The organism is Amycolatopsis thermalba, assembly GCF_003385215.1.
Taxonomy (GTDB): Bacteria; Actinomycetota; Actinomycetes; order Mycobacteriales; family Pseudonocardiaceae; genus Amycolatopsis_E; species Amycolatopsis_E thermalba.
This window is the reverse complement of sequence record NZ_PQHW01000019.1, coordinates 49077-63248: the sequence shown is the minus strand read 5'-3', so window position 1 is coordinate 63248 and position 14172 is coordinate 49077. Positions and strand designations below refer to the sequence as shown.

The following is a 14172-nucleotide window of genomic DNA, read 5'->3' as shown; positions in this document are numbered from 1 at the left end:
GTTCGTGGACTGCCTCCCGCGGGGCCGGGATCGCCGCGGCCTGTCCGGCTCAGCCCTGCGCCGCCCACCAGGTGCGGCCCTGCTCGGGCAGCGTGGAGATCGGATCGTAGAACGGGTAGCGGCGGCGCAGCGCCTCGGGGTCGGCGTGTTCGATTCCGGTGCGGTAGTTCTTCGTCCAGTAGGAGATGCCGCGCTCCCGGTCGTACTCGGCGACCTGGTGCACCCACCGCTTCCCGACGTAGGGCACGTCGCACACGATGCGGGGCGTCGCGTAGCCCGGCAGGTAGCCCATGATCGCGTGCTGCAGGTCCTGCGCCTCCCACACCGCCAGCCGCCAGTGCTCGGCGTTGGGGATCATGTCGCACAGGTAGAAGTAGTACGGCAGGATGTTCGCCTCACCCTGCAGCGCGAAGCACAGATCGAGCAGCGCCGCCGGGGTCGCGTTCACCCCGCGCATCAGCACCCCCTGGTTGCGCACGTCCCGCACCCCGACCTCCAGCGCGGTCCGCGCCGCCTCGGCCACCAGCGGCGTCACCGATTGGACGTGGTTGACGTGCGTGTGGATCGCCAGGTTCACCCCGCGCCGCCGCGCGGTGCCGGCCACCCGCTCCAGCCCCTCGACGATCTTGGGCTGCAGCCAGTGCTGCGGCATCCCGGCCAGCGCCTTGGTCGCCAGCCGGATGTCGCGCACCGTCTCGATGTCCAGCAGCCGCATCAGGAACGACTCCAGCTGGTGCCACGGCACGTTCGCCACGTCCCCGCCGGAGACCACCACGTCCCGCACCCCGGGGGTGCGGCGCAGGTAGCCGATCATCGCGTCCTGGCGGTCTGCCGGCTTGAGGTCCAGCTTGTGCTTGACCACCTGCTCGGTCGAGTTGCCCACCAGGTCCATCCGGGTGCAGTGGCCGCAGTACTGGGGGCAGGTCGAGATCAGCTCGGCCAGCACCTTGGTGGGGTAGCGGTGGGTCAGGCCCTCCACCACCCACATCTCGGCCTCGTGCAGCGAGTCGCGCGCCGAGTGCGGGTGGCTGGGCCACTCCGGGTCGCGGTCGCTGCGCACCGGCAGCATGTAGCGGCGGATCGGATCGGCGTAGAACGCCTCGGTCGACTCGACCGACATGGTGTTGAGCATCTGCGGCGGCACCAGCATCGACATCGTCGCCAGCTCGCGCTGGTCGGCGGCCAGGTCGTCGTAGAAGCGCTCCGCGACGAGGTCGCCCAGCACCGCCCGCAGCTGCTTGATGTTGCGCACGCAGTGCACCCGCTGCCACTGGGCGTCCCGCCACTGCGCCTCGGTCACCTCGCGCCACCCGGGGAACCGGCGCCAGTCCGGTTCGGTCAGCTCGGTGCGGCGGTAGGCGTAGGGCTGGTCGGCGACATCGGTGGTGTCGGCGGGGGAGACTTCCTGGATCGCAGTCAACTCTGCTCCTCGTCGGCGCTGCGGCGTCAAAACTTCCGGTGAAAGTGACAATACGACGTAAATGCTTTCGTCGCGACCCATCGTGCACACTCGACACCGTGACCGACGACAGCACCACGCTCCTGCTGGGCGGGCGGATCCATTCGCCCAGCAACCCCGACGCCACCGCGATGGCCGTCAAGGACGGCACGATCGTCTGGATCGGCCAGGACGGCCCCGGCCGCGCCCTCCACCCGGACGCCCGCGTGGAAGACCTCGACGGCGCGTTCGTCGCCCCCGGCTTCGTCGACGCCCACGTGCACGCCACCGCCACCGGCCTCCACCTGGCCGGGGTGGACCTCGGCGGGATCACCGACGCCGCCGGGCTGCTGGCCGCGATCCGCGCCGCCGCCCGCCCCGGCGAGGTCCTCATCGCCCACGGCTGGGACGAAACCACCTGGACCACGCCCCGGCTGCCCAGCCGCGCCGAGATCGACGAGGCCGCCGGCGGCGTGCCCGTCTACCTCAGCCGCGTCGACGTCCACTCCGCACTGGTGTCCACTGCGCTGGTCGGACTCGCCCCCACCGCCCGCGACGCCGCCGGCTGGTCTGCCGATGGACCCCTGACCCGCGACGCGCACCACCACGTCCGCGGCGCGGTGCGCGCCGCGCTCACCCGCGAGCAGCGCCGCCGCGCCCAGGAAGCGTTCCTCCGGCTGGCCGCGGCCCGCGGCATCGTCAGCGTCCACGAGTGCGCCGGGCCCGACATCTCCGGCGAAGACGACCTCGCCGACCTCCTCGCCCTGGCCGCCGAACCCGGCCACCCCGAGGTCGTCGGCTACTGGGGCGAACTCGAAGCCACCGGCACCGCCCGCCGCCTCGGCGCGCGCGGCCTCGCCGGGGACCTGTTCGTCGACGGCGCCCTGGGCTCCCGCACCGCCGCGCTGCACGAGCCCTACCTCGACGAACCCGCCTCCACCGGCGCCCGCTACCTCGACGCCGACGCCATCGCCGCCCACCTGATCGCGTGCACCGAAGCCGGGCTGCAGGCCGGCTTCCACGTCATCGGCGACGCCGGGGTGGCCGAGGTCGTCCGCGGCTTCCAGCTCGCCGAGAAGACCGTCGGCCAGCGGGCCCTGGCCGGCGGCCACCACCGGCTGGAACACCTGGAGATGATCGACGCCGAGCAAGCGAAGGCCCTGGCCGGGTGGGGCGTCACCGGCTCCATGCAGCCCCAGTTCGACGCGCTGTGGGGCGGCCCGGAGGGCATGTACGCCCGGCGGCTGGGCGCCGGGCGGGCCGCGGGCATGAACCCGTTCGCGATGCTCGCCGCCGAAGGGGTCCTGCTCGCCTTCGGCTCCGACTGCCCGGTCACCCCGCTGCAGCCGTGGGAGAGCGTGCGTGCCGCCATCCACCACCGCACACCCGGCTCCGGACTGTCCGCCCGCGCCGCCTTCACCGCCCACACCCGCGGCGGCCACCGCGCGACCGGCGTCACCGACGGCCTCACCGGCAGCCTGGTCCCCGGCGCCCCCGCGCACTACGCCGTCTGGGACGCCGCCGACCTCGTCGTCGCCGCACCCGACTCCCGGGTCCAGCGCTGGTCCACCGACCCGCGCTCCCGCGTGCCCGCGCTGCCGCCGCTCGACCCGGACGCGCCGCTGCCGGCCTGCCTGCGCACCGTCCGCGCGGGCGAGGTTCTCTACGACGCGTTCACCTCCGCGGCCTAGAGTTCAGCACGTGGCAGCACCTGTGGCCGAATCCGCCGGACCGTCGGCACCTCCCCGGAAGAAGCGGGCCTGGCGGCCGTGGCTGCTGCGCCTGGCGCTCGCCGCGGCGTCCGGGTTCGTCTTCTACCTCGCCTTCGCGCCCCGCGACCTGTGGTGGCTCGCGCCGCTCGGGTTCGCCGGGCTCGGCCTGGTGCTGCGGGGACGGCGGTTCTGGGGTGGCCTGGGCTACGGCTTCGTGTTCGGGCTCGGCCTGTACCTGCCGCTGCTGTTCTGGCTGCAGGACTTCCTCGGCCGCGGGTTCGGCCCGGCGCCCTGGGCCGGGCTGTCCGCCGCCCTGGCCGCCTACCTCGGGCTCGCCGCCGCCCTGTGCACCGTCGCCGCCCGGCTGCCCGGCGCGCTGGTGTGGATGGCGGCGGTGATCATCGCCAGCGAGACCCCGCGCAGCTGGTGGCCCTTCGGCGGGTTCCCGTGGGGCCGGGTCGCGTTCAGCCAGCCCGAGGGCGCCTTCACCCCGCTCGCCGCGATCGGCGGCGCGCCACTGACCGGGTTCGCCGTCGTGGTGACCGGCTTCGGCCTCGCCGCGCTGCTCGCGCACGCCGCCCGCCGCGACTGGCGCGCCGCGCGGCTGCCCGTGATCGCCACCGTGGTCCCGGTGATCGCCGGGCTGGCGTTGTGGCCCACGATCGGCACCGGCGCGCAGGCCGGCACCCGCACCGTCGCCACCGTGCAGGGCAACGCGCCCGACGTCGGCATCGACCTGATCAACGAGTCACCGGCCCTGCGCGCCAACCACCTCGCCCAGAGCGAAGTGCTGGCCGCGCGCATCCGCTCCGGCGCCGTGCCCGCGCCGGACCTGATCGTGTGGCCGGAGACCGCCACCGACCTCACCACCACCGACCCCGTGCTCGACCAGGTGGTGCGCGACCTCGGCATCCCCACCCTGATCGGCGCCCGCTACCGCGAACCCGGGCAGCGCACCCAGAACACCGAGTTCGTGTGGGACCCGGTCACCGGCCGCGGCGAGAGCTACAGCAAGCAGGAGCTGGTGCCCTTCGCCGAGTTCGTCCCCGCGCGGTCGATCGCGCGCTGGTTCACCCCGTTCGTCGACGACACCAGCGACATGCGGGCCGGGACCGCGCCCGCGGTGCTCGACATCGCCGGGACCAGGGTGGCCGTGCCGATCTGCTACGAGATCGCCTACGACTACGTCTCCCGCGACGCGGTCAACGACGGCGCCCAGCTGATCGTGCTGCCCACCAACAACGCCTGGTACGGGCACAGCGAGATGACCTACCAGCAGCTGGCGATGGCGCGGCTGCGGGCCGTCGAGCACGGCCGCGCGGTCGTGGTGTCGGCCACCAGCGGGGTCAGCGCCCTGGTCGAGCCGGACGGCACCGTGACGCAGTCGACCAGCCAGTTCACCGCCGCCTCCCTGGTCGGGGAGGTGCCGCTGCGCACACAGGCTACGCTGTCGGATCGACTCGGGGCCTCGACGGAGTACGGGCTGGTCGCAGCGGCGATCGCCGCCATCCTGGCCGGGCTCGTGCTCCGCTTCCGCACCCGGGTCACGAGCACGACGGCGACCAGGGCGGAGTGAGGTTCTCCGCGGGGGAGGAACAAGGGGATGGCGCACGCGCCACGGCCGACGCGACCGATCGATCCGGTGCTGGTGGTGATCCCGACCTACAACGAGCGGGACAACCTGCCGGTCGTCCTGGAGCGGCTGCACCGGGCGCTGCCCGCCGTGCACGCGCTGGTCGTCGACGACGGCAGCCCGGACGGCACCGGCGAGCTCGCCGACAAGATCGCCGCCGGTGACGACCGCGTCCACGTGCTGCACCGCACCGAGAAGGCCGGCCTCGGCGCCGCCTACGTGGCCGGGTTCCGGTGGGGCCTGGAACGCGACTACCGCACGATCGTCGAGATGGACGCCGACGGCTCGCACGCCCCCGACGACCTGCCCCGGATGCTCGACGCCCTCGGCGACGCCGACCTGGTGCTCGGCTCGCGGTACGTGCCCGGCGGCAGCCTGGTGAACTGGCCCAAGCACCGCGAACTGCTCTCCCGCGCGGCCAACCTCTACTCGCGGCTCGCGCTCGGCGTGCGGATCAAGGACGTGACCGCCGGGTTCCGCGCCTACCGGCGGGAGGTGCTGGAGAAGCTGCCGCTGGAGGAGATCGCCTCGCGCGGCTACTGCTTCCAGATCGACCTCGCGTGGCGCACCGTCCGCACCGGGTTCGACGTGGTCGAGGTGCCGATCACCTTCACCGAGCGCGAGATCGGCCAGTCGAAGATGAGCGGCGCCATCATCCGCGAGGCCCTGCTGCGGGTCGGTCTGTGGGGCGCTCGCCACCGGGCCGAGCAGGTGCGGACGCTGCTGCGCCGCTTCGGCTGAGGACGGCGACCGCGATCAGCGGCACCGCCGACGCACCCTGCATCGCGGCGTACCAGACCGGGCAGACACCCGGGATCAGATCGACCGCGACGATCGCGACCGGCAGGATCGTGGTCACGGCCCGCAGCCGCGTAGCTCCCGCGCGCGGCCATCCACTGGAACAGGGGAGCGGCCAGCAGCAGCAGGACCGCCCGCACCCACATGAACGTGTTCACCTCGCCGCCGGTGAGCGCGACGACGGCCACCGTCGCCAGCACGACGCCGCTCATCACGCCGTAGATCACCAGGCACTTGCGCACTGTCTCGTTCGTCATTCCGGCGACGCTATGCGGGCCGCCGTGCCGGCAGTACCGGTCCAGGCCCACACCCCGGTGGGGCTGGACCCACCGGGGCCGGCACAGGCGAAGGCCCCCGTGGCGGGAGGACACGGGGGCCTTCGGTGTGGTGGGAGAGGCAGGAGCGCTACGCCGACTTGGACGTACGCCGTCCCTTCAGCTCAGCGAGACGCTCGTTCAGCAGTTCCTCGAGCTCGGGAATGCTCCGCCGCTCGAGCAGCATGTCCCAGTGCGTGCGCGGCGGCTTGACCTTCTTCTGCTCGGGCTGCGCGCCATCGACGATCTCGGACTCGCTGCCGTGCAGGCGGCACTCCCACACCGAGGGGATCTCGGCGTCGTCGGAGAAGGGCACCTCGAACTCGTGGTTCTTCGGACACGCGTAACGCACCGTCCGGCGCGGGGCCAGATCGTGATTGCGGTCGGTCTCGTAGCTGACCGCTCCCAGCCGGCTTCCACGGAGAACACGGTCGGCCATGATGACGTCCTTTCAGTCGGCTCCGGGTCTAGAGCCAGGGTGATGCTCACCCTATGCAACGGCTACTGGCAACTGGGAATTCCCACCGCACCATGTCGTTACTCACGATGAGCTGCGTCACCCCTCGGCAACAGCTTCCTCTGTTGAGAGGTGATTCGGCGCGCGACGTGACGCGGATGTGGTGCTCTTCTCGGCATATTCCCCCGTGCGGGGGAGCGGCTGATCCGTTCAGGTCAGTCGTAGCTGACCATGCCGTGGTGTCGCGGGCCCGAGGTCGCCGAGCCGGAAGTGGCGGCGGCATAATACTTGATAACGCAACGTAGCCACTTCCGTCTCCCAGTGTGGTGAACTTGTGTTTTCAACTACCCCCGGAACGGTGTCGGCGACCACCACCGTGTCCCCCTCCCGGAGGACCTCCCCGTCAGCCACCCGGGCGTTGAACCGCCCCGGCGCGCCGCACCAGCACAGCACCTCCACCTGCACCGGCTGCAGCTCGTCGGCCAGCTCGAACAGCCGCCGCGCGCCCGGGAAGAGCCGGCCGCGGAAGTCGGTGGCGATGCCGAAGCAGTACACGTCCAGGGACACCTCGTCGGCCAGCTCGGCCAGCTGCTCGACCTGCTCGGCGGACAGGAACTGCGCCTCGTCCACGATCAGGTAGTCCAGGTGCCGCCCGGCGACCCACTCGCGGCGGACCAGCTGCCGCAGGTCGGTGTCCGCGCCCACCTCGGTCGCCCCGCGCGTGATCCCGATCCGGCTGCTGATCCGCGGCTCGCCCGAGCGGTCGTGCCGCACCAGCAGCATCCCGCGCCGGCCCTGCCGCGCGTGGTTGTGGTCGATTTGCAGCGCCAGCGTGGACTTGCCGCAGTCCATCGGTCCGTAGCAGAACCGCAGCCTGCCCCGCGCCGGCACGCCCGAGCCGTTGCGCGAGGGCAGCGGGGACAGGGCGTCGGTCGGGTCGGGATCGGAGTCGACAGGGGTGGTCACGACCGACGACCCTATCCAGCCCCGCCGACGGCTCCCTTGATCGGGTGAAAACAGCGGAGCCGCCGCCTCCGGGTGCCGATGACAGGGGAGTGGCGCTAAGGGGAGCACTTTGTCCGGTTTTCCGGGGTGTTCGCAGGTCCGCGCGCGAGGCGGGGGCCGGCCGGCGGGTGGTGCCGGTGATGCTGATGGGCTTGTTGTGACAGTTGTGGTTCCTGATGTCCAAACTTACGGTGGCCGCATGAGAAAGCCCCGGTGGAGACCCCCGGCCCGCGCGAGCGCCGGGCTCGTGCTCGCGGTGCTGCTCGCCCTGGGGGTCCAGGTGGTCACCGCCCCGTCCGCGGCGGCCGACCCGAGCGCGGCGACCTGGCTGAAGCTGCGCATGTGCGAGTCCAGCAACCGCTACTCGGTCAACACCGGCAACGGCTACTACGGCGCCTACCAGTTCGACCTGCCCACCTGGCGCAGCGTCGGCGGCAAGGGCCGCCCCGACCTCGCCACCCCCGCCGAGCAGGACTACCGGGCGCTCTACCTCTACCGCATGCGCGGCTGGCAGCCCTGGGAGTGCGCCGGCATGCTCGGGCTGCGCAACGACAAGGACGCCCGCAGCAAACGCGTCCCCAGCTACGCCGAGAGCGCCTACATCGGCGGCGGCGGAGTCCCCGCCCCGGCGCCGGTGACCAAACCCGCCTGGCCCGGAGTCGTCTACGCCTACGGCGACTGCGCCGAGGCCCTCAAGACCTTCCAGCTGCGGATGAACGCCTTCGGCTACGGCTTCACCGGCACCGGCTGCTACTACGACAAGACCCGCGACGCCGTCCTGGACCTGCAACGCGCCAACGGCATCAACGACTCCGGGCGCCTGGGCCCCAAGACGTGGAACGCGGCGTGGGAGGGCAAGCCGCCGCGCTAGGTCGCCGGTGGCCAGGCGCCGCGCTCGGTGAGCACCTCGCGCAGCACGTCCGGCCGGTCCGTGACGATGCCGTGCACACCCAGGTCCAGCAGCCGCTCCATGTGGGCCCGGTTGTTGATCGTCCAGGCGTGCACCTCGGCGCCGGCCCGCTCGGCGCTGCGCACGAACCCGCGGTCGATCACCGTCATCGCGCCCTGCCGGGAGGGCACCTGCGCCATCTCGCCCCGGCACAGGAAGCCCAGCCGCGCCCACAGCAGCCACCCGCTGGCCCACAGCACGGCCGCCGATCGCGGCCCCATCGACGTGATCAGCTTCGGCCCCGCCAGCTTGCGGATCGCGGCCAGCCGGGTGTCGGAGAACGCGGCCGCCGCGACCCGGTCGAACGCGCCCATCCGCTCGATCGTCTTCACGAACGGCACGACCGCCCGGCCGCTCTTGATGTCGATGTTGAACCGGGTCTGGGGGAGTTCCTCCAGCACGTCCTCCAGGCGCGGCACCGGCGTGCGGCCGCCGATCTTGGCCTGCCGCACGGCCTTCCACGTCTGCTTCGCGATCGGGCCGTGCGCGTCGGTCGTGCGGTCCAGCAGGGCGTCGTGGTGGACCACGACCACACCGTCGGCCGTGGCGTGCACGTCGGTCTCGACGTAGGCGTAGCCCTCGGCGGCCGCGCGCTGGAACGCGGGAAGCGAGTTCTCCAGCCCGTCCAGCTCGTCCAGGTGCCAGCCGCGGTGGGCGAACGCGCGGGGCAGGGTGCCGCTCAGGTACGGGTGGTTGATCTGCACCCGACCAGTGTGCGGCATCGGCGTGGCCGAGGCATGAGTGCGGAGTGGCCGGTTAGGGTCTGCTGCGTGAGCGGACAGGTGGACCAGATCGAGGCGGTGGCCCCACGCCGGCGGCGGGCGGGCGCCGTCCTGCACTGCGGATGGTGCGGCAGGCCGATCGAACAGGGCAGCACCGGCCGCCGGCGACGGTACTGCGGGCAGTCCTGCCGGCAACGCGCCTACGAACGCCGGGTCGCGGTCCAGCGCACCGGGCTGCCCGAAGACGCCGTCGTGCTGTCCGACACCGAGCTGACCGCGCTGCAGGACCGCCTGTTCCAGCTGCGCTGCGCCGCCGAGGACGTCGTCACCGCTGCCGACGACGGCGCCGACGCCGGCGAGCTGCGCCGCATGGCCCGCGAACTCGCCGAAACGGCCCGCGACCTGGAACGGCTGCGCTGACCCACCGGGTCGACACCACCGCCGCGGGCCGGGATGATCGTCGGCATGGCGGAGCGGTACGAGTACAAGGTGGTCGAGCTGCGCGAGAAGCTCATCGGCGGCAAGATGTCAGGCGCCCGGCTGGAGAAGGTGCCCAACGACCAGGCCGCCCAGGGCTGGCGCCTCAAGGCCATCACCACGGCGGACGTGAAGGGCCGTCTCGGGCCGGGTGGTGTCGAAGGCATCCTGGTGACCTTCGAACGGCCCGTGAGCTGAACCGCGACGGCCGGTGCGCCGATTCCGCCTCCGCGGCGGCGCCCGGTATGGCACGATTCCGCAGGTGACCAGGAGTACCGGCGAGGCCCAGCGCCTCCGCGACCTCGCGATGCTGCGCCGCGTCAAGGACCGGATCGACCGGGAGTACGCGCAGCCGCTGGACGTCGAGGCGCTCGCCCGCGGCGTGAACGTCTCGGCCGGGCACCTCAGCCGGGAGTTCAAGCGCGCCTACGGCGAATCGCCCTACTCCTACCTCATGACCCGGCGCATCGAACGCGCGATGGCGCTGCTGCGCCGGGGCGACCTGAGCGTCACCGAAGTCTGCTTCGCCGTCGGCTGCTCGTCACTGGGCACCTTCAGCACCCGCTTCACCGAACTGGTCGGCATGCCACCCAGCGCCTACCGCGCCCAGGCCGCCGACGCGACGCTGGGCATGCCCGCGTGCATCGCCAAGCAGGTCACCAGACCGATCAGGAATCGAGAAGCGCCGCCGGCGGCCCGGAAATAGTGTGGCCGCCATGGACATCAGCATTCACGCCACCTACCTCCCGCACAACGACCGGGACGCCGCCATCGCCTTCTACCGCGACGTCCTCGGCTTCGAGGTCCGCAACGACGTCGGCTTCAACGGCATGCACTGGATCACCGTGGGCCCGCCCGGCCAGGACGTCTCCATCGTGCTGTACCCGCCGGAGGCCACCCCCGGCATCACCGACGACGAGCGCAACGCCATCTCCGAGATGATGGCCAAGGGCACCTTCGCCAGCATCAACCTCGCCACCAAGGACCTCGACGGCGTCTTCGAACGCCTGCAGGCCCGCGACGCCGAGGTCGTCCAGGAGCCGGTCGACCAGCCCTACGGCGTGCGCGACTGCGCCTTCCGCGACCCCGCGGGCAACATGGTCCGCATCCAGCAGCTGAGCTGACCCCACCGCGTGGCCGGCGACCGCCGGCCACGCCCCACCCTCCCAGGAGACCCCATGACCAAGGCCGCCCGGAAGAACACGCAGGGGCCTGCCACGCACGCCGCCGACAGCCACGACCGCATCCGGGTGCACGGCGCGCGCGAGAACAACCTCAAGGACGTCAGCGTCGAGCTGCCCAAGCGCCGGCTGACCGTGTTCACCGGCGTGTCCGGCTCGGGCAAGAGCTCCCTGGTGTTCGGCACGATCGCCGCCGAATCGCAGCGGCTCATCAACGAGACCTACAGCGCCTTCGTGCAGGGCTTCATGCCGACGCTGTCCAGACCCGAGGTCGACGTGCTCGACGGGCTCACCACCGCGATCATCGTCGACCAGGAGCGGATGGGCGCCAACCCGCGCTCCACCGTGGGCACCGCCACCGACGCCAACGCGATGCTGCGCATCCTGTTCAGCCGTCTTGGCAAGCCGCACATCGGCTCGCCCCAGGCGTTCTCCTTCAACGTCGCCTCGATCAGCGGCGCGGGCGCGGTCACCGTGGAACGCGCCGGGCGGACCGTGAAGGAGCGCCGCAGCTTCAACGTCACCGGCGGCATGTGCCTGCGCTGCGAGGGCATGGGCCGGGTCTCCGACATCGACCTCACCCAGCTCTACGACGACAGCAAGTCCCTCAACGAGGGCGCGCTGACCATCCCCGGCTACAGCATGGACGGCTGGTACGGCCGCATCTTCAGCGGCTGCGGTTTCTTCGACCCGGACAAGCCCATCCGCAAGTACACCAAGCGCGAACTCAACGACCTGCTCTACAAGGAACCGACGAAGATCAAGGTCGACGGCATCAACCTCACCTACGAGGGCCTGATCCCGAAGATCCAGAAGTCGATGCTGTCCAAGGACAAAGAAGCGCTGCAGCCGCACATCCGCGCGTTCGTCGAGCGCGCCGTCACCTTCGCCACCTGCCCGGAGTGCGACGGCACCCGCCTGTCCGCGCAGGCGCGGTCGTCGAAGATCGACGGCATCAGCATCGCCGACGCGTGCGCCATGCAGATCAGCGACCTCGCCGAGTGGGTCAAGGGCCTGGACGAGCCGTCCGTGGCGCCCCTGCTGGAATCCCTGCGGCACACGCTGGACTCGTTCGTCGAGATCGGGCTCGGCTACCTCAGCCTCGACCGGCCCTCCGGCACCCTCTCCGGCGGCGAGGCGCAGCGCACCAAGATGATCCGCCACCTCGGGTCCTCGCTCACCGACGTCACCTACGTCTTCGACGAGCCGACCATCGGGCTGCACCCGCACGACATCCAGCGCATGAACAACCTGCTGCTGCAGCTGCGCGACAAGGGCAACACGGTGCTGGTGGTCGAGCACAAGCCGGAGGCGATCGCGATCGCCGACCACGTCGTCGACCTCGGCCCGCGCGCCGGCACCGAGGGCGGGGAAGTGGTGTTCGAAGGCACCGTCGAGGGGCTGCGGGCCAGCGGCACGCTCACCGGGCGGCACCTGGACGACCGGGCCGCGCTCAAGCCGTCGGTGCGTGAGCCGTCCGGCAAGCTGGAGGTCCGCGGCGCGAACAAGCACAACCTGCGCGACGTGGACGTGGACATCCCGCTCGGTGTGCTGGTCGTCGTCACCGGCGTGGCCGGGTCGGGGAAGAGTTCGCTGATCCATGGCTCGGTGTCCGGCCGGGACGGCGTCGTGACGGTCGACCAGGGCGCGATCAAGGGGTCGCGGCGCAGCAACCCGGCCACCTACACCGGGCTGCTGGAGCCGATCCGCAAGGCGTTCGCCAAGGCCAACGGCGTCAAGCCCGCGCTGTTCAGCGCGAACTCCGAGGGCGCGTGCCCGGCCTGCAACGGTGCCGGCGTGATCTACACCGACCTCGCGATGATGGCCGGCGTGGCCACCACCTGCGAGGAGTGCGAGGGCAAGCGGTTCCAGGCCGAGGTGCTGGAGTACAAGCTGGGCGGGCGCGACATCAGCGAAGTGCTCGCGATGCCGGTGGCCGAGGCGCTCCCGTTCTTCGCGGACGGCGAGTCGAAGGTGCCGGCGGCCCACAAGATCCTCACCCACCTGGCCGACGTCGGGCTCGGGTACCTGACGCTGGGGCAACCGCTGACGACGCTGTCCGGTGGGGAGCGGCAGCGGCTCAAGCTGGCCACCCACATGGGGGAGAAGGGCGGCGTGTACGTCCTCGACGAGCCGACGACGGGCCTGCACCTGGCCGACGTCGAGCAGCTGCTGGCCCTGCTGGACCGGCTCGTGGACGCCGGCAAGTCGGTCATCGTGATCGAACACCACCAGGCGGTGATGGCCCACGCGGACTGGATCATCGACCTGGGCCCCGGCGCGGGCCACGACGGCGGCTCGATCGTGTTCGAGGGCACGCCGGCGGAGCTGGTCAGCAAGCGATCCACGCTGACCGGTGAGCACCTGGCCGAGTACGTGGGTTCCTGAGCGCGGGGGAGCCGGTGCCGGTTACGGCTTGTAGACGTACGGGGTCGTGGTGCCCAGAGCGGTAAAGCCGAGCCGGTGGAGGATCGGCCGGCTCTCGTCGGAGGCGTCCACCTGCACATAGCGGTAGCCGTGCTGGGCGGCGACCTCGACGCGGTGTGCAACCAACGCCCGGTAGATCCCGCGGCCGCGCCAGGCGGGTACGGTGCCACCGCCCCAGAGGCTGGCGAACTCAGTGCCCGGGTGCAGTTCCAGCCGCGCCCCGCCGACCGGCACGTCGCCGGCCATCGCGACGACCATGCTGACGGTCCCCGGGCTCTCGGCCAGCATGTCGAGCAGGCTCGGCCGTAGCCAGTCCGCGGTCGTCTCGAACGCTTCCTCGTGCGCGGACAGCATGAGCTCCACGTCGGCTGGCGTGGTCACCGGATGCAGCCGGACACCCTCGGGCAGTCCGCCGCCATCGGGCAAGTCGGCGATCCGGGCAATCATCAGGGCCTCTCCGGACCCAGCCTCGAACCCGGCCGCCAGCAGCAGCTCGCCGAGATTGTCCGGCTGGTCGTGCGAGTAGTGCTTCCACTCGAATTCGCGGCCAAGCTCAGCGAAGAACTGCACCTGCTCGGCGATCGCCGACCGCGCCGTGGCCGCGTCCAGGCCGGACCAGACGACTGCGCTCCAGCCGCCCTTGGCGCCGACCTGCCGCACCACCTTGCCGACCCGCTCGATCCGGGCGCCGGGTGCGTCCGGGAGGGCATCCCGCCGCATCTGACGGTCGAAGAGAGCGAGTACTTCAGAAGCATCCATCGGGCGCATCCCAGCACGGGCGAGAGGGCTCGCCAAGCGGATTACCACCCACTTGGCGGGGAGCCGCCGCCGCAATGGGACATCACGGTCGAGTCCGGCCGCTTTGCTGCCCGACCTCGCCACCGAACCCGAACCTCACCGCGCTGTGCCCCTCTTTCCGACGTTGTCGCGGTCGCCGATAATGCACATTATGTCAAGTAGCTGCATCAGAGGCGGGCGTCGCCCACACTCACCACCCTCAACACGCTGCGGCGCAGGCGGAATTTGAGTGCTCTGGTGAGTGCTCATCGCGGACGAATC

General features: G+C 71.5%; 14 protein-coding genes. 9 read left to right on the top strand and 5 right to left on the bottom strand.

Translation table 11 applies throughout. The features are described 5' to 3' along the window. Positions 1–49: 49 nt before the first annotated feature. The gene (locus D0D15_RS11050; protein ID WP_094002954.1) at positions 50–1420 is read right to left on the bottom strand and encodes a KamA family radical SAM protein; all 1371 of its coding nucleotides are present in this window, start codon (positions 1418–1420) and stop codon (positions 50–52) included. Positions 1421–1518: 98 nt separating this feature from the next. Between D0D15_RS11050 and D0D15_RS11045 the strand changes: the two genes are divergently transcribed. The 3 genes from D0D15_RS11045 to D0D15_RS11035 are packed head-to-tail and all read left to right on the top strand — an operon-like array spanning position 1519 to position 5524. Then, entirely contained in the window at positions 1519–3129 is a 1611-nt protein-coding gene (locus tag D0D15_RS11045) for an amidohydrolase (protein WP_094002955.1), read from the top strand. A 22-nt stretch (positions 3130–3151) separates the two neighbouring features. Continuing rightward, a complete protein-coding gene (gene lnt, locus D0D15_RS11040; RefSeq protein WP_115944406.1) occupies positions 3152–4726 on the top strand; it encodes an apolipoprotein N-acyltransferase in 1575 nt (524 codons plus the stop codon). 27 nt (positions 4727–4753) lie between these two features. Beyond that, positions 4754–5524, top strand: coding sequence for a polyprenol monophosphomannose synthase (locus D0D15_RS11035; protein ID WP_094002957.1), 771 nt, complete (start codon positions 4754–4756; stop codon positions 5522–5524). Positions 5525–5986: 462 nt separating this feature from the next. On the opposite strand, the gene D0D15_RS11025 is transcribed toward D0D15_RS11035, so the two are convergent. Beyond that, positions 5987–6334, bottom strand: a complete 348-nt coding sequence (locus D0D15_RS11025; protein ID WP_017982421.1) for an RNA polymerase-binding protein RbpA — start codon at positions 6332–6334, stop codon at positions 5987–5989. 228 nt (positions 6335–6562) lie between these two features. Further along, positions 6563–7318: a thymidine kinase gene (locus D0D15_RS11020; protein ID WP_094002958.1), complete on the bottom strand. Its 756-nt coding sequence runs from the start codon at positions 7316–7318 to the stop codon at positions 6563–6565. Positions 7319–7556: 238 nt separating this feature from the next. On the opposite strand from D0D15_RS11020, the gene D0D15_RS11015 reads away from it, so the two are divergent. After that, on the top strand, positions 7557–8228 hold the full coding sequence (locus tag D0D15_RS11015; protein ID WP_094002959.1) for a transglycosylase family protein: 672 nt from the start codon (positions 7557–7559) through the stop codon (positions 8226–8228). On the opposite strand, the gene D0D15_RS11010 is transcribed toward D0D15_RS11015, so the two are convergent. After that, entirely contained in the window at positions 8225–9028 is an 804-nt protein-coding gene (locus D0D15_RS11010) for a glycerophosphodiester phosphodiesterase family protein (protein WP_369806719.1), read from the bottom strand. The two genes, D0D15_RS11015 and D0D15_RS11010, sit on opposite strands and share 4 nt — an antisense overlap. A gap of 48 nt (positions 9029–9076) precedes the next feature. Here D0D15_RS11010 and D0D15_RS11005 point away from each other — a divergent pair, with 48 nt between their 5' ends. The 5 genes from D0D15_RS11005 (at position 9077) to D0D15_RS10985 (ending at position 13074) form a co-directional block, all read left to right on the top strand. After that, the gene (locus D0D15_RS11005) at positions 9077–9448 is read left to right on the top strand and encodes a hypothetical protein (protein ID WP_198958094.1); all 372 of its coding nucleotides are present in this window, start codon (positions 9077–9079) and stop codon (positions 9446–9448) included. 45 nt (positions 9449–9493) lie between these two features. Beyond that, positions 9494–9703: a DUF4177 domain-containing protein gene (locus D0D15_RS11000; RefSeq protein ID WP_094003129.1), complete on the top strand. Its 210-nt coding sequence runs from the start codon at positions 9494–9496 to the stop codon at positions 9701–9703. Positions 9704–9812: 109 nt separating this feature from the next. Next, positions 9813–10211, top strand: coding sequence for a helix-turn-helix transcriptional regulator (locus D0D15_RS10995; RefSeq protein ID WP_198958104.1), 399 nt, complete (start codon positions 9813–9815; stop codon positions 10209–10211). Positions 10212–10221: 10 nt separating this feature from the next. Beyond that, positions 10222–10629 carry a VOC family protein gene (locus tag D0D15_RS10990; RefSeq protein WP_094003130.1) on the top strand — a complete coding sequence of 136 codons (408 nt, stop codon included), beginning with the start codon at positions 10222–10224 and terminating at the stop codon, positions 10627–10629. Positions 10630–10683: 54 nt separating this feature from the next. Continuing rightward, positions 10684–13074 (top strand): ATP-binding cassette domain-containing protein, encoded by a 2391-nt coding sequence (locus D0D15_RS10985; protein ID WP_094002963.1) that lies wholly within the window; start codon positions 10684–10686, stop codon positions 13072–13074. Positions 13075–13095: 21 nt separating this feature from the next. Here D0D15_RS10985 and D0D15_RS10980 read toward each other — a convergent pair whose 3' ends face one another. Next, a complete protein-coding gene (locus D0D15_RS10980; protein WP_094003131.1) occupies positions 13096–13872 on the bottom strand; it encodes a GNAT family N-acetyltransferase in 777 nt (258 codons plus the stop codon). Between the last annotated feature and the right edge of the window lie 300 nt (positions 13873–14172).

Excerpts from the sequence above, each read along its gene's own strand:
- D0D15_RS10985 (WP_094002963.1), top strand. The coding sequence starts at position 10,684 with ATGACCAAGGCCGCCCGGAAGAACACGCAGGGGCCTGCCACGCACGCC.
- D0D15_RS10995 (WP_198958104.1), top strand. The coding sequence starts at position 9,813 with ATGCTGCGCCGCGTCAAGGACCGGATCGACCGGGAGTACGCGCAGCCG.
- D0D15_RS11000 (WP_094003129.1), top strand. The coding sequence starts at position 9,494 with ATGGCGGAGCGGTACGAGTACAAGGTGGTCGAGCTGCGCGAGAAGCTC.
- D0D15_RS11015 (WP_094002959.1), top strand. The coding sequence starts at position 7,557 with ATGAGAAAGCCCCGGTGGAGACCCCCGGCCCGCGCGAGCGCCGGGCTC.
- D0D15_RS11010 (WP_369806719.1), bottom strand. The coding sequence starts at position 9,028 with ATGCCGCACACTGGTCGGGTGCAGATCAACCACCCGTACCTGAGCGGC.
- D0D15_RS11025 (WP_017982421.1), bottom strand. The coding sequence starts at position 6,334 with ATGGCCGACCGTGTTCTCCGTGGAAGCCGGCTGGGAGCGGTCAGCTAC.
- D0D15_RS10990 (WP_094003130.1), top strand. The coding sequence starts at position 10,222 with ATGGACATCAGCATTCACGCCACCTACCTCCCGCACAACGACCGGGAC.
- D0D15_RS10980 (WP_094003131.1), bottom strand. The coding sequence starts at position 13,872 with ATGGATGCTTCTGAAGTACTCGCTCTCTTCGACCGTCAGATGCGGCGG.
- D0D15_RS11035 (WP_094002957.1), top strand. The coding sequence starts at position 4,754 with ATGGCGCACGCGCCACGGCCGACGCGACCGATCGATCCGGTGCTGGTG.